This is a genomic window from Micromonospora sp. NPDC050417, from assembly GCF_044458865.1.
Lineage (GTDB): Bacteria > Actinomycetota > Actinomycetes > Mycobacteriales > Micromonosporaceae > Micromonospora_G.
On record NZ_JBITIH010000007.1, the window covers coordinates 142,840 to 164,433 of the forward strand.

The window sequence follows — 21,594 nt, forward strand, 5'->3', positions numbered from 1 at the left end:
CTAGTCGACGTCGTCGCGGACCCTGGCCACCAGTTGGGTCGGGTTGACGAAGCGCAGTGCCACCACCAGCAGCACCAGCATCATCGAGGTGTAGATGACCGCCATCGCGTCGACCGACTGCTGGGCCCGGATGCCGGCCGCTGACATCGAGTAGTACAGCGCCACCACCAGGGTCTGCGAGTCCGGGCCGGCGGTCAGAAAGGTCAGTTCGAACATCCCGACCGTGCGGACCAGGACCAGGATCGAGGCCGCGAGGATGCCGGGCGTCAGCAACGGCGCGAGGATCCGGACGAAAACCTGACCGGTACGGGCACCGCACATCCGCGCCGCCCGTTCGATCGCCGGATCGATCTGCTCGATGAACGGCGTCATGGTCAGGATCACGAACGGCACCGACGGCACCAGGTTCGCCAGCACCACACCGGAGAGGTGCCCGGCGAAGCCGAACTTGTAGAGGACGGTGGCGAGCGGGATGCCGTACGTGATCGGTGGCATCAGGATCGGCAGCAGGAAGAGCAGGTACAGCAGCCGTCGACCGGGGAACGTCCGGCGGGCGAGTGCGTACGCGGCCGGCACCCCGATCAGCACCGAGACGCCGACCACCAGCAGGGACACCTCCAGCGTCACCACCAGTACGGGCAGCAGGCCGAACTCGCGCCAGGCGGTGCCGTACCAGTTGGTGGTGAAGCCCTGTGGCAACCAGGTGTCGAACCAGCGGGTGCCGAACGAGTTGACCAGCACCGAGCCGACGACGCCGGCCAGGTTGACGAAGAAGAAGAGCACCGCGCCCCAGACCAGCCAGGCCCCGGGACTGGCGACCCACCGTCGGCGGGTCGTGCCGCCGGTCGTCGGCATCAGCCCTTCCCTCCCGCCGTCGAGCCGGTGTAGAGCAGCGACCGCCAGCCGAGCACGGCGGCGATGACCAGCAGTTCGACCAGACCCATCAGCACCGCGATCGCCGCCGCCATCGGGTAGTCGTAGCGCAGGTAGGCCGCCTCGTACGCGGCGATCGAGATGACCCGGGTGTCGCCGGCGGGGTCACCGACCAGCACCGCCGACGGGAAGACACTGAACGCGAGCACGAACGTCAGGCAGAACGTGGTCGCCAGCCCCGGTGCCAGCAGCGGCAGGGTGATCCGGCGAAACCGCTGCGCCCAACCGGCGCCGAGCGTGGCCGCCGCCCGTTCCAGCGCCGGGTCGATCCCGGACAGGTACGACAGCACCAGCAGGAACGCGAACGGGAAACCGGTGATGACCAGGGAGAAGAAGACGCCCCAGTAGTTGTAGGTGAGCCGTACCGGCTCGTCGATCAGGCCGCTGGTGAGCAGGGTCCGGTTGAACCAGCCGGTCGGGCCGAGGAAGTTGAGCAGGCCCTGGGCGGTCAGCACCGTACCGAGCGTGATCGGCACTACCAGCACCGTCGTCAGCAGCCGTTTGCCCCGGAACCGGCCGCGCATCCGGTACGCGATCGGCACCGACGCCGCCACGTTGAGCAACGCCGCCGGCAGGGACAGCCGCAACGTGGTCCAGATGGTGTCGCGCTGGTACGGGTCGGCGAAGAACTCGCGGTACGCCCCGAACGTCCCGCCCCGGGTCGGTTGGAACGACAGTCCCACCCCGTAGAGGAACGGGTAGACGAAGAGCACGGTGACGAAGAGTGCCGCCGGGGCGAGCAGCAGGAGTTGCCGGTCGACGCCGCGTTCGGCGAGGCGGTGGCGCAGTGCCACCCGTACCGGCGACCCGCTGGTGTCAGGTGGCGCGGTCATGCCGGTACGGCCTTGTCGGCCTCGGCGGGAGCGTCGTCGGCGGCATTGTCGCCGGTCGAGGTGTCGTCTGGTGTGGTGTCGTCGGTCGGGAAGACCAGCAGGCGGGCCGGGGCGACGACCAGTTCCACCTGTTCGCCGAGGGCCGGACGCCGGGAGGTACGCAGGTTGAGCGTGAGCCCGCCCTCGGTCCGGGCCTCGACCGCCACCTCGCGACCCTGGTATTCGACCACCTCGACCGTGGCGAGCAGGCCGGTGCCCTGCACCTCGGCGATCCGCAGGTCCTCGGGGCGTACGGCGGCGATCACCGTGTCGCCGGGGCTCACCGGGCCGACCGGGGTGCCGACGAGTCGCAGCCCCTCACCCTCCACCACGATCTGGGAGCTGGCATGCCGTTGCGTGGCGCGCAGCGGCAGCAGGTTGCGGTAGCCCATGAAGTCGGCGACGTGCCGGTTCGCCGGGCGGGTGTGCAGCTCTTCCGGCGCGCCGATCTGTTGGACCCGGCCGTCGCGCAGCACCACCAGCCGGTCGGCCAGCGACAGCGCCTCCTCCTGGTCGTGGGTGACGTACACCGTGGTCAGGCCGAGTGACTGGTGTAGCCGCCGGATCTCGGTCCGCATCTCCAACCGCAGTTTCGCGTCCAGGTTGGACAGCGGCTCGTCCATCAGCACCAGCGCGGGCTCCAGCACCACCGCGCGGGCGATCGCCACCCGCTGCTGTTGGCCGCCGGAGAGCTGGCCGGGGAGTTTCCCCGCGTGCTCCTCCAGGCGTACCAGTCGGATCGCCTCGTCGGTCCGGCGCCGTACCTCGGCCCGGGGCAGTCGGCGCATCTGGAGCCCGAAGGCGATGTTGCGGCGGACCGTCAGATGCGGGAAGAGGGCGTAGTTCTGGAACACCATGCCGAAACCGCGCCGCTCCGGTGGCAGGGTGTCCAGTCGGGTGTCGTCGGTCCAGATGCTGCCCCGGGTCAGCGGCAGCAGCCCGGCGAGGCAGTTCAGCGCGGTCGACTTGCCGCAGCCGGAGGGCCCGAGCAGGGCGATGAACTCGCCCCGCTCGATGGTCAGGTCCAGCCCGACCAGGGCCTGGTGACCGCCGAAGCTGCGTGAGACGCCGTCGAGCCGCAGCCGGGTGAAGGTCACTTGCCCACCTTCGCGCCGCCGATCTCGCGGTCCCACCGGCTGAACGCCTCGACCAGCGCCTTCGCGCCGAGCGGAACCTCGACCGGATGGCCCGCGATGAGTTGCTCGTACTCGGGCCGGCCGTACTGCTCGATGGCCTTGCGGCTCGCCTCGGGGGCCATCGACAGGGTCACGTCCTTCACCGCCGGACCCGGGTAGAAGTAGCCGTTGTCGTACGCCTTGGCCTGCTGGCCGGGGGTGAGCATCCAGTTGAGCAGGGCGAGCACGGCCGCCTGCTTGTCGGTTGACACCCCCTTGGGTACGACCGCGTAGTGGGCGTCGGCGACCCAGTGGAACCCGTCCAGGGTGCCGATCTTCGCCTCGGCCGGCACGGTGCCGAGCACCCTCGGGTTGATGTCCCAGCCGGTGGTGCTGACGATGATCTTCGCCGAGCCGTTGGCCAGGTTCTTCATCGTCTCGCTGGTGCCCGACGGGTAGAGGGTGACGTGCTTGTTCAGTTCGGCGAGGTAGGCCCAGGTCTTGTCCCAGCCCCGGACCGGATCCTTGGGATCGGTGTCGCCGAGCAGGTACGGCAGCCCCATCAAAAAGGTGCGGCCGGGTCCGGAGTTCGACGGCCGGGCATACTGCACCGCACCCGGGTTCGCCTGGGCGTACGTCAGCAGCTCAGCGGCGGTCTTCGGCGGGTTCGGCACCTTCGAGGGCAGGTATTCGATCAGCGGGCCGGAGGGGTAGTAGGTGATCGTCACGCCGAAGTCCCCGGCGAGCTGCTGCATCGCCGCCGCACCCGGCAGATAGTCGGCCATGCCCGGCAGCCGGTTGGCGTACGCCGGCAGTAGTGGGGTCCAGAGCTGCTGTTCGATGCCGGCGGCCAGACCGTCCACCCCGGTCAGCACCAGGTCGAGGTCGACCCGGTTCGCCCCCTGCTGAGCTTTGATCTTGCCGACCAGCTCCGGTGCCGGCGACTTCGAGTACGTCACCTTCGACACCACATCCGGGTTCTTCGCCACGAACTCGTCGATCATGCCCTGGGTGAGCTGGAGGTTGCCGGCGACGTCGAGCACGTTCAGGACGACCGGGGAGGCGGGCTTCTCCGGCACCGTACCGCCGGTCGCCTGCGGGGTCGCCGGCTGCGGCGCGCCACAGGCGGTGAGCAGGCAGGTGGCCAGTATGGCGGCGAGTCGGCGTCGGCGCGGGCGTGCAGCGGTGGGGGCGACAGCGGGCGGGACGGGGGGCCTTCTCATTTCGCGCTCTCCGTGCCTGGAGGGGATGGGCAGGGTACAGCTCGGGCGAAATTTATCGGAAGTGTTCCGGAAAGGAAATCTAAACACTTCAACTTCTTGGGTCAAGACCGAGTTTCCCAGGAGAGTCTGTATCCGCAGGTGGCGACGGGTGCCCGAAGGTGGGGACCGGCTCGCGCGTCCCGCCGATGCGATGACAACCATCCTGCCCGGAGCGTGACCGAGAGTTCCGGACTCCCGGTTGGCAACTCTCTGCCCGGTCCGTTTCCCCTCCTGGCGTTGCCGGTGGCGAGAATCACTGCTGTCGGATGTAGACCTATGCAATTGAAAGAGTCTTCAATTGCATAGCTGGTCAAGCTGAGGGGGAGACGTGACGGTTCCGCTCTACCAACGGAAGGCGGAGTTCTTCCGCACGCTCGGACATCCGGTACGCATCCGGGTGCTGGAACTGCTCGGCGACGGGCCGATGGCCGTACGCGACCTGCTGGCAGACGTGGCAATCGAGGCGTCGAGCCTGTCCCAGCAACTGTCCGTGCTGCGGCGGGCGGGGATCGTGACGTCCCGACGCGAGGGTTCCGCCGTCATCTACGCCCTCGCCGGACCAGACGTCGCGGACCTGATGCGAGCGGCTCGCCGGTTCCTCACCGACATGCTGACCAACCAGGCCGAGCTGCTCGACACCCTCCGGGAAGCGCCGGCCACCTCCGACGAGGAGCCGAAGCCGGGAAGCTCCGAGGACCGCCCGGTGGCGGCCCGCCGGTGACCGCCACCCGCGCCCTCGACCTGGTGTGGCGTCGGTTCGTCGACCTGCTGCCCACCCGGCAGGACCTCACGGCGATGGGTCGGCAACCCCGACGGGACCTGGTCGCCGGACTCACCGTGGCCGTGGTCGCCCTGCCGTTGGCACTCGGATTCGGCGTCTCCTCCGGTGCCGGCGCCGCCGCCGGCCTGGCCACCGCGATCGTCGCCGGCATCCTCGCCGCCCTGTTCGGCGGCTCCAACCTGCAGGTCTCCGGTCCGACCGGCGCGATGACCGTCGTGCTCGTGCCGATCGTGGCACAGCACGGGCCCGGCGGTGTGCTCACCGTCGGCCTGCTCGCCGGGCTCATCCTGGTGGTCCTGGCCCTGCTCCGAGCCGGCCGGTACGTGCGGCACGTACCGGCGCCGGTAGTGGAGGGATTCACCGTCGGCATCGCCGCGGTCATCTTCCTCCAACAGGTACCCGCCGCGCTGGGCGTGCCCGCGTCGGCAGGGGAAGGGGTGCTCGCGGTCGCGGGGCACGCATTGCGCGACTTCGCCGCCCAACCGTACTGGCCGGTGCTTGCCCTGGCGCTCGGCGTCGCCGCGATGATGCTCGTCGGATCCCACCTCCGGCCGACCCTCCCGTTCTCGCTGATCGCGGTCGGAGTGGCGACGGCGGTCGCCCACTACACGCGGCTCGACGTCGCCCAGGTCGGTGCCCTGCCGGCCACCCTGCCCACCCCCTCGTGGGCCTTCCTCGACCCGGGCGCCGTCCCGTCACTGCTCACCGCCGCGCTGGCGGTGGCGGCCCTGGCCGCACTGGAGAGCCTGATGTCGGCCACCGTCGCCGACGGCATGACCGTGGGCCAGCGCCACGACCCGGACCGGGAACTCTTCGGACAGGGCGTGGCGAACCTCGTGACCCCCCTCTTCGGCGGGGTGCCGGCGACGGCGGCGATGGCCCGTACCGCCGTCAACGTCCGCTCCGGTGCGCGCTCGCGACTCGCCGCCCTCTCCCACGCGATCGTGCTCGCGCTGATCATGCTCACCGCCGCGCCACTGGTCGCCCATGTGCCACTTGCCGCGCTGGCTGGCGTGCTGCTCGCCACCGCGGTCCGGATGGTCGAGGTCAGGGCATTGGCCGCCCTGGCCCGGTCCACCCGATCCGACGCCCTCGTCATGGCCCTGACCGCGATCGCCACCCTCGCCCTGGACCTGGTTGCCGCAGTCGGGATCGGAATCGTCGTCGCCGGGGCCCTGGCACTGCGCCAGATCGGGCGGGCCGCCCGGCTGGAGAAGGTGCCGCTCGACCTCACCGACCACCACGCCGCAGAGGAGGGCGTGCTGCGCGAACACATGGTGACCTACCGGTTCGACGGGCCGCTGTTCTTCGTCGCCGCCCACCGGTTCCAGCGCGAACTCTCCGAGGTCGATGACGTACGGGTGATCATCCTGCGGATGTCCCGGGTTTCCACTGTCGACGGCACCGGTGCACTCGTCCTGCGCGGCGCGATCGAAGACCTGGAACAGCGGGGGATCGCCGTCTTCATCTCCTCCGTCGCCGCCGGGCACGAACGGGCGCTCACCGCTGTCGGCGTACTCGACCGGCTTCGGAAGGCCGGCCGGGTCGTCGCCGACACCCGGACCGCGATCGCCGCCGGTCGCGCCCACCTGCACCACACCGGCGCGCTGCTGGAGACCGAACCGGTGACCGACTGACGAACGGCAGTCAGCCGAGCAGGCGCAGGGCCTCCTCGGTACGCCCGTCGGTGTGCGCGGCGAGGGCCTCGGCGAACAGGTCGGCGGGGACGATCCGTACGCCCAGCTCCTCGGCCTTGGCCGCCTTGGAGCCGGCGCCCTCACCGACCACCACCAGGTCGGTTCGCTTGGAGACCGACCCCGAGGACTTGCCGCCGAGCCGTTCGACCGCCTCGTTGCCCTCGTTGCGGGACAGGCCGGGAACCGAACCGGTGACCACCACGGTCATCGGGGTGCCATCGGGCCGTCGCAGCGGCGGCGGCGCGCCCGCCGACGGTGCCGGTCCGCTGCTGGTATCGGCGCCCGCGCCCGGAACGACCCGGGCTGGCAGGCCGGGCTCGACCATGTTGACTCCCCGGGCCACCAGCTTGTCGATCACCGATGCGAGGTCGACCAGTTCGGCGGCGATGGTGACCGCCCGCTCCGGGCCCACCCCCTCGACCTCCTGGAGTTGCGCGACGTCGGCCTGGCGCAGCGCCGCCATCTCGCCGAAGTGCCGGGCCAACCGGCGGGACATCGACCGTCCGGTCATCCGCACGCCGAGTCCGGTCAGCACCCGCGAGAGCGGCTGCGCCTTGGAACGCTCGATGCTCGCCACCAGCTTGGTCGCCGAGGTCTCGCCCATCCGGTCCAGCTTCGCCAGGGTCGCCGCGTCGAGGTCGTAGAGGTCGGCCGGGTCGGTCACCAGCCCGGCCGCGACCACCAGGGTGATGATCTTGTCGCCGACGCCCTCGATGTCCATGGAGTCCCGGGCGGCGAAGTAGGCCAGGGACTCGGCAGCGCCGCAGGCCCGACCCAGGGCACACCGCCACCGCTTCTGCGACCGGTCGATCTCTCCACCGCAGCGGGGGCAGAGCGCCGGCGGCTCGAACGGCACCGCCTCCGCCGGCCGCTCGTCGAGCTTGGCCCCGGTCACCTCGGGGATCACCTCGCCGGCCCGCCGTACGAACACCGTGTCGCCCGCGCGTACGTTGCGCCGGACCAGATCCTCGAAGTTGTGCAGCGTCGCCGAGGTGACCACCACCCCACCGACCTGCACCGGCGCCAGCACCGCGACCGGGGTGATCAGCCCGGTCCGACCGACCTGCACCTCGATCCTGAGCAGAGTGGTGGTACGGGTGTCGGCCGGGAACTTGTAGGCGATGCCCCAGCGCGGTGCCCGACTGGAGAACCCGGCCAGCTCCCGGTCCGCCGAGGCGTCCGCCTTGATCACGGCACCGTCGACGGCGAACCCGAGCTGGGCCCGTCGCGTGTTGAGGGTTTCGACCGCCGCGAGCGCCTCCCCGACCGTGGCGCAGACCGGCATCCCGGCCGGCGAACCGGCGGTGGTGGCGACACCGAGGGTGCCGACGTACGCCATCTCGGCGGAGTGGCGCCCGGCTCCGTCCGGCGAGCCGCCGCCGAGTACGCCGTACGCGTAGAACGAGAGCGGCACCTCGTACGCCCGGTCCTGGGCGCGCAGGCTGCCCGCCGCGGCGCTGCGCGGGTTGGCGAACGCCGGCTCGCCGTGACCGGTGCGCAGCTCGTTGGCGCGGGTGAAATCGGCGTCGGTCATGAAGACCTCGCCCCGGATCTCCAGCGTGACCGGTTCGTCCAGGAGCTGCGGCAACCCCACGACCAGCCGGGCCTGAGTGGTGACGTCCTCGCCCGCGCGCCCGTCGCCCCGGGTGGCGAGCTGGGTCAACCGGCCCTGTACGTACCGAGCGGAGACAGCCAGGCCGTCGATCTTCGGTTCCACCGTGAAACCGTCGACCGGTCGGCCGAGCAGCTTCTCCAACCGGGCCGCCCAGCCGCGCAGCTCGTCCGCGCCGAAGACGTTGTCGAGGCTCAGCATCGGTGCCGTGTGCACGACGTCACCGCCGATGTCGACGCCGGCGGCGACCGATCCGGTGGGCGAGTCGGCGGTACGCCACTGCGGGCGCACCGCCTCGGTGGCGCTCACCCGGGCCATCAGCGCGTCGTAACTGGCGTCGTCCATGGTCACATCGGTGCCGGTGTAGTAGGCGACCGCCGCCGACCTGATCGCCTCGATCGCGGACTGGTACTCCTCGACGGCCTCGAACGGCGCTGCCCGGCCCGCGTCGACCACCGGGTTCACGGTGTCGACCAGCTCGGCGGTGTCGACGGGCTCGGCAGTATCGATCGGCCCAACAGTGTCGACCAGTTCGGCGGTGTCGACCGGCCCAACAGTGTCGACCAGCTCGACCGTGTGCTCGCCCCCGGAACCCGTCATCGGTGTGAACCCCATCCCCCGTCTCGGCCGGGTCGGCTCCGCGCACCCCGGCTCGCACCAGCCACCTCGAACACCCGTGCGGGTCGCGGTGGAATCGGCGGCCAGCCTAAGACCCGGGTACGACAGCTCGGCCGGCGCTCCGGTCACGGCACCAGATGGACCCGGACCCGCCTGGCGGCCACCGCCGCGTCCTTGAGTACAACCAGCCGTGGCTCGGCGGATTCGAGCAGGTGCGGGTCACGCAGCGGCACCAGCGCGGCCAGGCGCCGGTCGGTCAGGATCACATCGACCATCGACCTGTCGCCACCGCAAACCAGGGCACGGATCGCCTCGTCGGGATCGGCGGACGCCCCGGGCCGGTACGGCAGCAGGACCCGGGCGGCGATCTCCGTGGCCCGGTCGGTGGCCGCCTGGGCCTGGTTGGCGCGCCGCCGCGCGAAGCGTTGCTGGGACGAGCCGCCGGCCGCGGTGCGGCCCTGGACGTAGAAGCGTTCGACCTTCGAGACGGTCACCGACGTACCGTCCACCACACCGATGGCGGCGGCGCCCTTCCGCGCCAGCAGCACGGCGATCCGCGGCGGTCGGACGAGACCGGCCAGCAGCGTGTCGACATCCTCGACGCCGGTCAGGCCGGGCGGCGGATACAGCGTGGCGGTGTCACCGTTGCTCGTACCCGTCAGCACCAGGCCCTGTTCGGTGGCGCCGTGGTGCCGTTGGTAGAAACCGTCGAGCCAGCCACGGAACCGCACCGGCGAGACCTCCACCCACCGTCCGCCACCCGCGGCCGGGCGCGCCCTCGCCACGTGCGTCCCGCTGGTCGACGGCGGCCGGCCGGTACCTGACATGCCCACACCCACATTGTGGGCGACGGCCCGACCGTTCAGCGCGGAGCCAGGCGGTCAAGCTGGTCGAGGATCGACGGGTCCGTGATCCGGTCGTCCTCGGCCAGCAGGAGAACCTTGCTCGGCGCCACGGTCGCCGACATTCGTCGGCAGCCGTGGTGGGGCCGTGGACGTCCGATCCGGCGGTTACCCGGAAGGTTTGTCGGCGGCCCCGACCAGTGGCTCAGGGTCAGCGGCTCAGGCGGCGGTAGCGGCGGACCGCCAGCGGCGCGAAGACCGTGATCAGCAACACCGGCCAGATGGTGGCCAGCAGCACCGGATGCTGGGCGACCAGCGAGTCGCCCCCCATGCCGGGATTGCCGAACAGGTCACGGGCGGCGGCGACGGTGGCCGACAGCGGGTTCCAGGTCGAGATCGAGCCGAGCCATTCCGGCATCAGCTCCGGCGCCACGAAGACGTTGGAGAGCGCGGTGAGCGGGAAGGCCAACGGAAAGACGATCATGGAGACCTGGTCCGGATTGGGCACCACCAGCCCGAGCCAGATGCCGACCCAGGTCAGCGCCGTACGCAGCAGCAGGATGAGCGCCACCGCGAGCAGCGCGTCCACCACGCCGTTACGCCACTGCCAGCCGACCAGCAGCCCGCAGACCACCAGGGTGGACATCTCCAGCAGGGCCCGGACCAGGTCGGCGGCACTACGCCCGGTCAGCAACGCGGACCGGCTCACCGGCAGCGACCGGAACCGGTCCACCACGCCCCGGCTGAGGTCGGTGGCGATGGCGGTGGCGGTCGCGCCGAGTCCGTACAGCATGGTCATCACGAATACCCCGGGCAGAAGGAACTCCCGGTAGTTGCCCCCACCGGGGACCGCCATGCCGCTGCCGAAGACATACCCGAAGACCAGCACGAACATGATCGGAAGGGTGAAGTAGAGGACCACCTCCTCGGGGGCCCGGACCACGTGGGTCAGGTACCGCCGGGTCATGGTCCAGCCGTCCGCCACCGCCCAGCGCAGCCGGGCCAGCGGGGTCGGGGCCGCCGGCGGGGCGGCGAGAGTACGGTCGGTGCGGCGTGCGTCGAGTGTGCTCGTCGTCATGGCTGCCTAGCTCCAATCCCACTGGTACTCCCGGGCAGGGAGGTGGCCGGACCGCCGGTGAGGCGGAGGAACGCCTCGTCGAGTGTGGGCCGGCGCACCCCGATGTCCTCGACCGTGATCTCCGCGTCCGTCAGGGATCGCATCACCTCGGCGAGGGCGGCGACCCGATCGGTGACCGGCACGCTGAGTCGACGGGTCTCGACCTCACGATCCACGGTCGACCTACAGACCCGCCCGACGATGCCGGCGGCGGGTTCGAGTGCGCTGGCGTCGCGCACCACCAGTTCGAGGCGGTCGCCACCGATTTTCGACTTCAGGTCGTCGGAGGTCCCCTCGGCGACGACCCGCCCGGCGTCGATCACCGAGATCCGGTCGGCCAACTGGTCCGCCTCCTCCATGTACTGCGTGGTCAGCAGCACGGTGGTGCCCTGCCGGACCAGCGTCCGTACGGCTTCCCACAGCTGGTTGCGGCTGCGCGGGTCGAGGCCCGTGGTCGGTTCGTCGAGGAAGAGGACCTGGGGTGTGACGACCAGGCTGGCGGCGAGGTCGAGCCGGCGGCGCATCCCACCGGAGTACGCCACAACCGACTTGCCGGCCGCGTCCGTCAACCCGAACTGTTCCAGCAACTCGTCGGCCCGCCGTCGGGCGGCGCGTGGACCGAGGTGGTGCAGTCGGCCGAAGAGGGTCAGGTTCTGCCGCCCGCTGAGGATCTCGTCGACGGCGGCGTACTGCCCGGTGACACCGATCCGCCGCCGGACCTGTCCGGCCTGTCGGGCCACATCGAGGCCGGCCACCCGGGCCTGCCCGCCGTCGAAGCGGAGCAGGGTGGAGAGGATGCGTACGGCCGTGGTCTTGCCGGCGCCGTTCGGCCCCAGCAGCCCGTGTACGGAGCCAGCCGGCACGGTCAGGTCGAAGCCGTCGAGGGCCCACTTCGGTCCGTACCGCTTGCGGAGCCCGTCGGCGTACACCGCGGGTGGTTGCGTTGTCATGAGCCGAGCGTGTGGCCTGTCGCTGACCGCCCACGCACGATCGGCTGACGGCCACCGCACAGGTGTTAAGAAGGGCCCCTTCCTATACCGGAAGCGATAACAGGGGGCCCTTCCTTACCAGCCGGCGATCAGGGTGAGGGCTTGGGAGGTGGTGAGGGCGGCGCCGCGCGCGAAGGGCGGGTCGTAGGTGGCGGGGCCGAGTACGGATCGGGTGGTCTCGGCCAGCCGGACCAGTTCGGCGGAGCCGGCGACGGTGGCGCCACGCAGCACCGCCGTGACCGCGCCGAGCAGCAGCGCCGCCTGCTCCCGGTGTTCCCGGGCGAGTTCGAGTCGGACCAGGCCCTCGACCGCGTCGCCCAGTGGGGGCAGGCTGGGCATCCCGAGTGTGCTGGTCAGCGCCGTGCGGTACCGGTCGCGGGCGGCCGGGACGTCGTCGGACGCCTCGGCGATCCGGCCCAGTGCGACCAGTATGTTGAGCCGGGTGCCGGCGGCGCCGAACCACCCCTGGGGGCATTCCGCCAGTGCGTCGTCGCAGAGCCGGCGAGCCTGGACCAGGTCCCCCCGGAGCCGGGCCACCTCGGCCAGGCCGAGCCGGGCGGCGGCCCGCATCTCCGGTGCGCCCGCCTGCCGGGCGAACCCGGCGGCCCGGCCGTAGTCGGCGTACGCGCCGGCCAGGTCGCCCGCGTGCACCCGGACGTCACCGCGGATGCGCAGCAGGTCGGACAGGTCCACGGTGGAGTCGAGTTCCTCGGCCAGCCGCAGCGCCTCCGCCATCGAGACCAGGGCGGTCCGGTGGTCGCCCCGGGCGTCGGCCAGTTCGACCATGGAGGCCAGCGCCAGTACGGTCCCCCACCGGTCGCCGAGTTCGCGGAATCCGTGCAGTGCGCGGGTCAGCTCGACTTCCGCGGCCGTGGGATCGCCCTCGAACAGCAGGGTGACGCCGAGTCCGATCGAGGCCAGCGCCCGGGCCCACGCATCGCCGCCGAGCATGCCGGCGTTCGCCTCGTTCATGGCGAGCATGATCTCTGTGGTGCCGTCCTCCGGCGGGCCGGAGGCCATGGCGGAGAGGAAGAGCAGGAACGGCTGCCGGGGTGGCCGCGTCAGGTCGCGCAGCAGCCATTGCGCCGAACCGGGGCCGACCCTCGGCCCCGCGTCACGGGAGCCGTCGAGCGCGGCGTTGAGCCGGCAGAGGGCGTACTCCTCGGCCAACTCCGGGGGTGGCTGCGAGCCGAGCCGGCCGAGCAGTTCGCCGGCGAGTGCGGCGCCTTCGCCGCGTAGGCCGCGCAGCCACCAGTAGAAGGAGAGGGCGGAGACCAGCCGCAGCGCGGTGCTCGGGTCGGCGGCCCGGATGGCCTGTCGGAGCGCGGCGTGCAGGTTGTCCCGCTCGGCGTCGAGCCGGCGGAGCCACTCCACCTGTTCGGTCCGGCGCAGGTACGGGTCGGCGGTCTGCGCGAGGTCGAGGAAGTAGTCCGCGTGTGCCTGGCGCAGTGACTCCTCCTCGCCCGCCTCGGCCAGCCGCTGGGCGCCGTACGCGCGCACGGTGTCGAGCATCCGGTAGCGCCCGTCGCCGACCTCGACCAGCGATTTCTCCACCAGGCTGGTCAGCACCTCGACCAGGTCGTGCCCGGACAGCCCGCAGACGCCCTCGGCCGAGGCGAGGGTGGCGCCGCCGGTGAAGACGGTCATCCGCTGGGCGAGCAGCCGTTCGGCGGGGTCGAGCAGGTCCCAGCTCCATTCCACGGCGGCGCGGAGCGTCTGGTGCCGGGGCAGGGCGGTCCGGCTGCCCCGGGACAGTAGCCGGAACCGGTCGTCGAGTCGGACGGCGATCTCCGCGACCGGTAGGGCCTGGAGCCGGGCGGCGGCCAGTTCGATCGCGAGTGGCAGACCGTCGAGGGCGCGGCAGATTCGTAGCACCGCGTCGACGTTGCTGGCGTCGAGGCTGAATTCCGGTGACACGTCGGCCGCCCGGTCCAGGAAGAGACGTACGGCCGGGTAGTCGCCCGCCGCCTCCGAGCTGGTCCGGTGTGGTGGCAGGGCCAGCCCTGAGACCGGGCAGAGCACCTCGCCGGTCAGCCGCAGCGGTTCCCGGCTGGTGGTGAGGATCCGCAGCCCTGGGTCGGCGCCGAGGAGCCGTCCGGCGAGGGTGGCTGATTCGGTCACCAGGTGCTCGCAGTTGTCCAGCACGAGCAGCAGTTGCCGGTCGGTCAGGGCGGCGACGAGTCGGTCGGTGGCGTCCTGGTGGTGGTCGGCCGGGGTCCGCAACCCCGCTTCGCGTACGCCGAGCGCGCCGAGTACGGCTTGGGCGACGCTCGCCCCGGGGGCCACCGGGGCCAGCTCGACGAAGCAGACGTCCCGTTCCTGCCGGCCGCTCGCCTCGATCGCGAGCCGGGTCTTGCCCGCGCCACCGGGACCGTGGAGCGTGACGAGTCGGGCCTCGCCGAGTAGCTTGCCGACCCGACGTAGCTCCTCCTCCCGGCCGACGAAGCTGGTCAACTGGCTGGGTGGCCTGTTCCGGGTCGGCCCGACCGGTGCGGTGCTGGTGTGGCCCGTGCCGGTCGGGACCAGTTCCTCCGTCGAGGCCGGGCGGGCGGGCTCGACGGCCCGGAGTATCGCCAGGTGCAGCGCGGCGAGTTCGGCGGACGGGTCGGCGCCGAGTTCGTCGGCGAGGGTACGGCGAGTGTCCTCGTAGGCGGCGAGTGCCTCGGCGGTCCGGCCGGCGGTCTGCAACGCCCGCATGAGCTGCCCGCGCAACCGTTCCCGCAGCGGGTGGGCGGCGACCAGTTCGCGCAGTTCGCCGACGGGTGGCGCCGCTGCCGGCAGGCCGAGTTCCGCCTCGATCCGGTTTTCCAGGGCGGTGAGGCGTACCTCGTCGAGCCGGGCGGCGAGGGCGCGGCCGGTGGGCGTGTCGGCGAGGTCGGCAAGTGGCTGCCCCTGCCACAGGTCGAGGGCCTCGCGCAGCAGGGCGGCGGCGTGCTGCCGGTCGCCGGTGGTGAGCGCCCGGTGTCCGGCGGCGGCGAGCCGGGTGAACCGGTGTGCGTCGACCTGGTCGGGGTCCACGGCGAGTCGGTAGCCGGTCTGGTGGAATTCGACCAGTGGTGGGGTTCCGTCGTCGCCGGGCAGAGCCTGACGCAGCCGGGATACCTGTGACTGCAACGCGTTCGCGGCGCCCCGGGGCGGTTCGTCTCCGTAGAGGCCGTCGATGAGTCGCGGTACGGGCACCACCCGCCCGGCGTCGACCAGGAGCAGCGCCAGGAGGGCGCGCAGCCGGGCGCCGCCGACGGGGAGGTGTCGCCCGTCGGGGAGGAGGACCCGGGTCGGACCCAGGATGCCGAACCGCATGGCGCCCATTGTCGCCCACGGCCGAGCAGGTCAGATCGGGTGTGTGAACCGGCTTGCCAGCAGACCGCCTCGACGTCTGTTTTGGGTGGCAGGGACAACTCCAGGGTTGCCCACGGGCAGTCCTCTCGTGGTCGCCGATGGCGCGAACGTGGTCGACGGCGAGGCGTTCGAGGCGGCGATCGGGTGTGGAACGCGAGCGGTTCCGGCCACCCGGGCGGTTCAGGCGTGCGACGCGGGCTGGTCGAGGATGGCGCTGAAGCGCTCCTCGGCCAGGTCGAGCTGCTGGAAGATGTGCTGCTTCACCCGGGTCGACAGGGGAGTGTCCGGGCGGCCGATCAGTTCGCGGAAGACCGGCACCAGGGGACGGTACTTGCGGGCCGACGAGGTGACCTTGGGGCCGGTGGTGTGGATGACGCCGACGCCGTTGTCGGTGAAGTCCGACATCTTGATCACCCGTGCCCACGGCTCGCGGTCGAGGCTCGCCGCGACGTGCTCGCGGTACTGGACGTGTCGGTCCCGGTCGGCGGTGTAGGCCGGGTTGGTGACCGCCGCGACCAGTCGGGCGACCCGGGCACCGAACCGCCGGGCGAGCTCGGCGAGGGCCGCCTCGGTCTGGTCACCGCCCTCGGCCGCCGGGCCGGCCAGTTCCGCCGGATGGTCCTCGACCGCGTCGTGCAGCAGTCCGGCGACGATCACGTCGACGTCCTGTACGTCGTAGTGGTGCAGCATCCGGATGCTGACCCGCAGCAGGTGGTTCAGGTACGGCTCGCGGACCCGCCGGTCGGCCCGGTGCAGTTCGCTGGCGAGGTCGAGGGCGGCGGTGAGCCGGTCCCGGTCGGTGGCGGCGAACCGCTGGATCTCCAGCCGGAACCGCTCCCGCAGTCCGGCCTCCCCATGGATCTCGGTGATCGCGTGCATCGGCATGGTGGCGAGGTACGCGGGAAGCTCCATCCGCTACTTATAGCGGACGATCGCGGGGTCAGTTCTGCCCGACCCGCGTCCGTACGGTCTTGAGGAACGCCCGGATCAGTGCCGGGTCCTTCACCCCGCGCCGCATCTCGACGCCGCTGGAGACGTCGACGCCCCAGGGACGCAGGGCGTCGATGGCGGCGCCGACGTTCTCCGGGTGCAGGCCACCGGCGAGTAGCCACCGCCCGTCGAGCGCGGTCCGGTCCAGCGTGTCCCAGTCCCAGGCGGCACCGGAGCCGGGCTGCGGTGAGTCGACGATCAGCAGGTCCTCACCGAGGGCGCCGGGGCGCAGTCCGGCCGGGCGGCCGGGGGAGGTGCCCCGGATCAGCGGCAGGCCCAGGTCCCGTAGTGCGGTGTAGTGGGTGGCTGGCTCGTCGCCGTGCAGTTGGATCGCGCGTACGCCCGAGGCCGCCACCGCGTCCCGGACCACGTCGACCGGTTCGCCCCGGAACACTCCGACGGTCAGCACGCCGGTCGGCACCGCCTCGCCCAGTTCGCGGGCTTCGGCCGGGGTCACCCGGCGGGGGCTCGGGGTGAGCACGAACCCGATCGCGTCGGCGCCCGCGTCCACCGCTGTCGCGATGTCCGGGGCGGTCCGTAGACCGCAGACCTTGACGAACATGGTGGTCCCGCCCCTCCGGATCCGGACAGCTCGCGTTGCGCGCCATTCTCCCGACTCCGGCGTGTCCGGCTCGCTCCGGGTGGGTCTCACGCCCGGCATGTCCGGTATCCCACGCCGTGGGACGTACGCCTGCTGAGTGATGCGAGACTGTTACATCTTCTGCTTTATCCGAAAGATGCTCAACTGTACGCACAGTCGTGTGCGAGATGTGACACGCGCGATATCCGGCTGCCCCCAGCGCGGGTTTCCGACGCGCCGGTTGCGTCTCTGACCCGCGATGACTGTACGGTCGGTAGCGCGCGATTGGGGAGATCGATGAACGCTGCAGGAATCCGGCCACGCGCCGAGGTTGCCCGCCTCGGCGTACGTTCGACCGGACCGGTCATGACCGTACGGCCCGGCGACGCCGAGGTCAGCAACGGGGAGGTTACCCACCGTGGGTAAGCGTTCGCGGCAAGGCGGTGGTCTGTCCCGCCGGCAGACACTCGCTTCCGGCGTGGTGGCGGCGGCCGGTCTGGCCGCGCTCGGCGCGGGGGTGGTGCTGCGTCAGCCCGACGCCGTCGGTGGATCCGCGGCGGCGAAGGACACCCCGAGTCCGACCCCGAGCCCCACCCCGGACTACTTCGCCGAGGCGAAGACCCGGATCGAGGCGTACGTCACCCAGACCGGTGGCCGCATCGCCATCGGGGTACGCGACCTGCTGACCACGACCGACCTCACGGTCGGCACCCGGCACTTCCAGACCGCCAGCATCGTCAAGGTCGACATCCTCTCGTCGCTGCTGCTGCGGCTGCAGGACCAGGGCGGGCAGCTCACCGCCAGTGACCGGGAGCGGGCCCGGAAGATGATCGTGATCAGTGACAACGACTCCGCGACCGCCCTGTTCAACAAGATCGGCGGCGTCTCCGGGCTCACCGCCGCGAACAAGAAGCTCGGCCTGACCGAGACGAAGCCGGACGTCCACTGGGGCATGACCAGCACCACGGCCGCTGACCAGATCCGGCTGCTGGAGACGATCACCTCCACCGACGGTCCACTCGAGGCGTCCAACCGCGAGCTGATCCTCGATCTGATGAGTCAGGTCGACTCCGAACAGCGGTGGGGGATCCCGGCGGCGGCAACCGCCGCGACCACCGACGTCTTCGTCAAGAACGGCTGGGTCCAGGACGACGCGAACAAGTTGCGTTGGCAGGTCAACAGCATCGGTCGCCTGGTCGAGCCGGGACACGACTGGCTCGTCGCCGTCCTCTCCGACGACCACGTGAAGCAGACGGACGGGATCAAGCTGGTCGAGCAGGTGGCCAAGTACACCCTGGACGAGCTTCGTACGCTGCCGCCCGTCGCCCTTCCCTGACCCGTCCGCGTAGCTCACTCGCTCCGGGCCGGCGACGCCGGCCCGGAAGCGACCGGATGCGGTCCGTGGTCGCCCTGCTCCGGTCCACGGTCGGCCTGCCTCGGCACGCCGACCTCCGGTGCCGGCCCCGCCTGGTCGGTCCGCTGACGGTGCAGCAGGAGGAAGAGACCACCGGCGAGCAGACCCCAGAACGCGGCTCCCAGGCCGAGAACGGTGATCCCGGACGCGGTGACCACGAAGGTGACCACAGCGGCGGGGCGCCCGACCGGGTCGACGACCGCACCGGCGACCGCGGCGCCGAGCGCTCCCAGCAGGGCGAGCCCGGCAACCGCCTCGACCAGCACCGGGGGTGAGAGCAGCACCAGCGCCGTGGCCAGTCCGGATCCCAGACCGAGGACGAGGTAGCTGGCCCCGGCGCTGACCGAGGCGATCCAGCGACGTCGAGGGTCGGGGTGCGCGTCCGGCCCGGCGGCCAGGGCCGCGGTGATCGCCGCGAGGTTGACCGCGTGCCCGCCGAGCGACGCGGCGGCGGTGCTGGCCAGCCCGGTACCGACCAGGACCGAGCGCAGCGTCGGCCGGTAGCCGAAACCGGCCAGCACCGCCATGCCGGGGACATTCTGGGACGCCATGGTGACGAGGAAGAGCGGCAGGGCGAGGCTGACCGTCGCGGCCAGGGTCCAGGTGGGTGCGGTGACCTCGACGGTGGGGCGGAGGTTCGCGCCGGCAAGCCCGCCGGCCGGTGCGGTCAGCACGATCGCCACCACCGCCACGCCGAGCGCCGCCGGTACCGCCCAGTGTCGGGCGAACCGGGTCAGCACCGCCCAGGTGACGATGATCGGCGCCGCCAAGAGCGGCACCTGCACCAGCGCGTGCACCGGGGCGACGCAGAGGTCGAAGAGCACCCCGGCGAGCATCGCGCTCGCCACCGGGGCGGGAATCGCCGCGATCGCGCGGCCGAGCGCGGGCACCAGGCCAGCGGCGGTGATGAGCACACCGCAGAGCAGAAAGGCGCCGACGGCGGCGGCGAAGCCGCCCTCGACGGCGCCGGTGGAGACCAGTAACGCGGCACCCGGCGTCGACCAGGCCACGCTGATCGGCGTGCGTTGCCGTACGCCGAGCCAGATCGCGGCCAGACCCATCGCCACGCAGAGGGCGAGCAGGCCGGAGGCGGCTTGCCGCTCGTCGGCGCCGACCGCCCGCAGGCCGGCGAGGACCACGGCGAAGGTGCTGGCGAAGCCCACCAGCGCGGCCAGCACGCCGGCCAGGACGGGTTGGAGCAGGCGGATCATCGGCCCTCCCAGGTGCGGCGTCGGTCGTTCCGTAAACGGAACAGCTCCGGGGGTATGGAGAATAGCGCCATGGACAACACCGTGGCCGCGCCGGGCGGTGCCGGCGTGGGACGACGGCTGCGGGACCTGCGCGAGGCGCAGGGGCTCTCCCTCTCCGCGTTGGCCCGGCGGGCGGGCATCGGCAAGGCGACCCTCTCCGGGTTGGAGACGGGCACCCGTAATCCAACGCTGGAGACGCTCTACGCGGTCACCGCGCAGCTCGGCGTACCCCTGGCGGCGGTCCTCGCCGAGCCGGGAGGCACGACCGATCCGGCGCCGCCGGTCGTACGCGGACGAGCGGTGGTCGCCACGCTGTTACAGGTGTTCGAGGAGGAGGCGGTCACGTACGAGCTGTTCCGGCTGCGCGTCCTGCCCGGTCCGGTGCAGGTCTCGCCCGCGCACCAGTGGGGCGTGACGGAGCACGTCACCGTCTTTTCCGGGGTGTTGCGGGCCGGCCCGCAACAGGCGCCGATGCTCGCCGGGGCGGGGGAGCACATCTCCTGGCGCTCGGACGTACCGCACAGCTACTCCGCCGCCGGTCCGGACGAGGTGCACGCCAGCCTGCTGATCCGTTACCCGCGCCGACCCGGACCGTCCTGACCCCGGCCGGTTCCGCGTAGAGTTCCGGGGTCACCGGCGAAAAACACACGAGGTACGGAGCAGTAGCGCGCAATGACGGCGAGTGAGCAGAGTGGGGCCGACGGGGCGGCGGCGGGGATCGACCCAGCGGAGCTGGAGACCTGCCTGCGCGTACTGGCCGAGGTGGACGCGTTGCCGGTGGATCACCCGGACGCGCTGCGGGTGCGACTCGCGACCGCCCGGATCTTCAAGAGCGTGAAGGAGCGCCGCCGCAAGGAGCGTCAGGCCGCGGTGGCCGCCGCAGACCAGGCGGTGACGGCAGCCACCGCCACCGGAGCCCCCGGCCGCATCGACGACGAGACCAAGGGCCTGCCGCTGACGTCCTCGACCGAGGCTCCGCTCGCCGGCACCCTGCGCAAGCCCCGGGCCTGCTACATCTGCAAGGAGCGGTACGTCCACGTCGACGCGTTCTACCACCAGCTCTGCCCGTCCTGTGCGGCGACCAACCACAGCCGCCGCGACGCGCGTACCGACCTGACCGGTCGCCGGGCGCTGCTCACCGGAGGCCGTGCCAAGATCGGCATGTACATCGCGTTGCGCCTGCTCCGGGACGGCGCCCACACCACCATCACCACCCGGTTCCCCAACGACGCGATCCGCCGCTTCTCCGCCATGCCCGACAGTGAGGAGTGGCTGCACCGGCTCCGGATCGTCGGCATCGACCTGCGGGACCCGGCCCAGGTGGTGGCGCTCGCCGACTCGGTCAGCGCACAGGGAACACTGGACATCCTGATCAACAACGCGGCGCAGACCGTGCGCCGCTCCGCCGGCTCGTACGCCCAGCTCGCCGCCGCCGAGTCGGCACCGTTGCCGTCCGGGCCGCTGCCGGAGCTGGTCACCTTCGGGCACCACGGATCCGGCATGCCGGCACTGGCCGCCGCGCTGCCCCAGCAACGGCAGACACTCGCCCCGCAGGAGCTGACCGCGCTCGCCCTGACCAGTGGGTCCGCCTCCCTCGACCGGGTCGCCGCGGCGACCGCGATCGACGCCGGTGGCCTCGCCCCGGACCTGGACGCGGTGAACAGCTGGTCCCGGCGGGTGCACGAGGTCGACCCGGTGGAGCTGCTTGAGGTGCAGTTGTGCAACGTCACCGCACCGTTTGTGCTGGTCAGCCGGCTGCGTTCGGCGATGGCGGCGGCACCCGCGCGGCGCAAGTACGTGGTGAACGTGTCGGCGATGGAGGGACAGTTCAGCCGGGGCTACAAGGGTGCCGGTCACCCGCACACCAACATGGCGAAGGCCGCGCTGAACATGCTGACCCGGACCAGCGCTGCCGACATGCTCGCCGACGGCATCCTGATGACCAGCGTGGACACTGGCTGGATCACCGACGAGAGGCCACACCCGGTGAAGGCGCGGCTGCACGAGGAGGGTTTTCACGCTCCGCTCGACCTGGTCGACGGCGCCGCCCGGGTGTACGACCCGATCGTCCGGGGCGAGCAGGGCGAGGACCTCCACGGTTGCTTCCTGAAGGACTACGTCCCTTCGGCCTGGTGACCGGTCGAGCGGGGCGGCGGTGGGGCGACCCACCGCCGGCCCGCGTG

Annotated in this window: 18 protein-coding genes; 6 read left to right on the forward strand and 12 right to left on the reverse strand. The window is 71.7% G+C overall.

What is annotated here, in order from left to right; all coding sequences use genetic code 11:
• Genes ACIBF5_RS11755 through ACIBF5_RS11770 form a run of 4 tightly spaced genes read right to left on the reverse strand, consistent with a single transcriptional unit; the run spans nucleotide 1 to nucleotide 4,143 of the window.
• A complete protein-coding gene (locus ACIBF5_RS11755; RefSeq protein ID WP_396810646.1) occupies nucleotides 1–855 on the reverse strand; it encodes an ABC transporter permease in 855 nt (284 codons plus the stop codon).
• Nucleotides 855–1,766 carry an ABC transporter permease gene (locus tag ACIBF5_RS11760; protein WP_396810648.1) on the reverse strand — a complete coding sequence of 304 codons (912 nt, stop codon included), beginning with the start codon at nucleotides 1,764–1,766 and terminating at the stop codon, nucleotides 855–857. Before ACIBF5_RS11760 ends, ACIBF5_RS11755 begins: the two co-directional genes overlap by 1 nt.
• Entirely contained in the window at nucleotides 1,763–2,902 is a 1,140-nt protein-coding gene (locus tag ACIBF5_RS11765; RefSeq protein ID WP_396810649.1) for an ABC transporter ATP-binding protein, read from the reverse strand. Before ACIBF5_RS11765 ends, ACIBF5_RS11760 begins: the two co-directional genes overlap by 4 nt.
• Entirely contained in the window at nucleotides 2,899–4,143 is a 1,245-nt protein-coding gene (locus tag ACIBF5_RS11770; protein ID WP_396810651.1) for an extracellular solute-binding protein, read from the reverse strand. Before ACIBF5_RS11770 ends, ACIBF5_RS11765 begins: the two co-directional genes overlap by 4 nt.
• A gap of 367 nt (nucleotides 4,144–4,510) precedes the next feature.
• Here ACIBF5_RS11770 and ACIBF5_RS11775 point away from each other — a divergent pair, with 367 nt between their 5' ends.
• Complete coding sequence (locus tag ACIBF5_RS11775) at nucleotides 4,511–4,903, forward strand: ArsR/SmtB family transcription factor (RefSeq protein WP_396810653.1); 393 nt, start codon at nucleotides 4,511–4,513, stop codon at nucleotides 4,901–4,903.
• Complete coding sequence (locus ACIBF5_RS11780) at nucleotides 4,900–6,600, forward strand: SulP family inorganic anion transporter (RefSeq protein WP_396810654.1); 1,701 nt, start codon at nucleotides 4,900–4,902, stop codon at nucleotides 6,598–6,600. The genes ACIBF5_RS11775 and ACIBF5_RS11780 overlap by 4 nt, the downstream gene beginning before the upstream one ends.
• 10 nt (nucleotides 6,601–6,610) lie before the next feature.
• Here ACIBF5_RS11780 and ligA read toward each other — a convergent pair whose 3' ends face one another.
• From ligA to ACIBF5_RS11815, 7 genes are all read right to left on the reverse strand, one after another.
• A complete protein-coding gene (gene ligA / locus ACIBF5_RS11785; protein WP_396810656.1) occupies nucleotides 6,611–8,872 on the reverse strand; it encodes an NAD-dependent DNA ligase LigA in 2,262 nt (753 codons plus the stop codon).
• A 143-nt stretch (nucleotides 8,873–9,015) separates the two neighbouring features.
• Nucleotides 9,016–9,675 (reverse strand): acVLRF1 family peptidyl-tRNA hydrolase, encoded by a 660-nt coding sequence (locus tag ACIBF5_RS11790; protein ID WP_396810851.1) that lies wholly within the window; start codon nucleotides 9,673–9,675, stop codon nucleotides 9,016–9,018.
• Nucleotides 9,676–9,943: 268 nt separating this feature from the next.
• A complete protein-coding gene (locus tag ACIBF5_RS11795) occupies nucleotides 9,944–10,699 on the reverse strand; it encodes an ABC transporter permease (protein ID WP_396810853.1) in 756 nt (251 codons plus the stop codon).
• 107 nt (nucleotides 10,700–10,806) lie between these two features.
• Entirely contained in the window at nucleotides 10,807–11,799 is a 993-nt protein-coding gene (locus ACIBF5_RS11800; protein ID WP_396810657.1) for an ATP-binding cassette domain-containing protein, read from the reverse strand.
• A 114-nt stretch (nucleotides 11,800–11,913) separates the two neighbouring features.
• Nucleotides 11,914–15,138 carry a BTAD domain-containing putative transcriptional regulator gene (locus tag ACIBF5_RS11805; protein ID WP_396810659.1) on the reverse strand — a complete coding sequence of 1,075 codons (3,225 nt, stop codon included), beginning with the start codon at nucleotides 15,136–15,138 and terminating at the stop codon, nucleotides 11,914–11,916.
• Nucleotides 15,139–15,357: 219 nt separating this feature from the next.
• Nucleotides 15,358–16,089, reverse strand: a complete 732-nt coding sequence (locus tag ACIBF5_RS11810) for an HD domain-containing protein (RefSeq protein WP_396810661.1) — start codon at nucleotides 16,087–16,089, stop codon at nucleotides 15,358–15,360.
• 28 nt (nucleotides 16,090–16,117) lie between these two features.
• Nucleotides 16,118–16,729, reverse strand: coding sequence for a phosphoribosylanthranilate isomerase (locus tag ACIBF5_RS11815; protein ID WP_396810663.1), 612 nt, complete (start codon nucleotides 16,727–16,729; stop codon nucleotides 16,118–16,120).
• Between the two features lie 315 nt (nucleotides 16,730–17,044).
• Here ACIBF5_RS11815 and ACIBF5_RS11820 point away from each other — a divergent pair, with 315 nt between their 5' ends.
• Both ACIBF5_RS11820 and ACIBF5_RS11825 read left to right on the forward strand, forming a co-directional pair.
• Nucleotides 17,045–17,173 carry a hypothetical protein gene (locus ACIBF5_RS11820; protein WP_396810665.1) on the forward strand — a complete coding sequence of 43 codons (129 nt, stop codon included), beginning with the start codon at nucleotides 17,045–17,047 and terminating at the stop codon, nucleotides 17,171–17,173.
• Entirely contained in the window at nucleotides 17,166–18,083 is a 918-nt protein-coding gene (locus tag ACIBF5_RS11825) for a serine hydrolase (protein WP_396810667.1), read from the forward strand. Before ACIBF5_RS11820 ends, ACIBF5_RS11825 begins: the two co-directional genes overlap by 8 nt.
• 14 nt (nucleotides 18,084–18,097) lie before the next feature.
• Here the strand turns inward: ACIBF5_RS11825 and ACIBF5_RS11830 are convergent, their stop codons facing one another.
• Nucleotides 18,098–19,372 carry a benzoate/H(+) symporter BenE family transporter gene (locus ACIBF5_RS11830; RefSeq protein ID WP_396810669.1) on the reverse strand — a complete coding sequence of 425 codons (1,275 nt, stop codon included), beginning with the start codon at nucleotides 19,370–19,372 and terminating at the stop codon, nucleotides 18,098–18,100.
• A 69-nt stretch (nucleotides 19,373–19,441) separates the two neighbouring features.
• Between ACIBF5_RS11830 and ACIBF5_RS11835 the strand changes: the two genes are divergently transcribed.
• Together ACIBF5_RS11835 and ACIBF5_RS11840 are read left to right on the forward strand one after the other, a co-directional pair.
• A complete protein-coding gene (locus ACIBF5_RS11835; RefSeq protein ID WP_396810671.1) occupies nucleotides 19,442–20,011 on the forward strand; it encodes a helix-turn-helix domain-containing protein in 570 nt (189 codons plus the stop codon).
• Between the two features lie 72 nt (nucleotides 20,012–20,083).
• Entirely contained in the window at nucleotides 20,084–21,547 is a 1,464-nt protein-coding gene (locus tag ACIBF5_RS11840; protein ID WP_396810673.1) for an SDR family NAD(P)-dependent oxidoreductase, read from the forward strand.
• The last annotated feature ends 47 nt before the right edge of the window (nucleotides 21,548–21,594 follow it).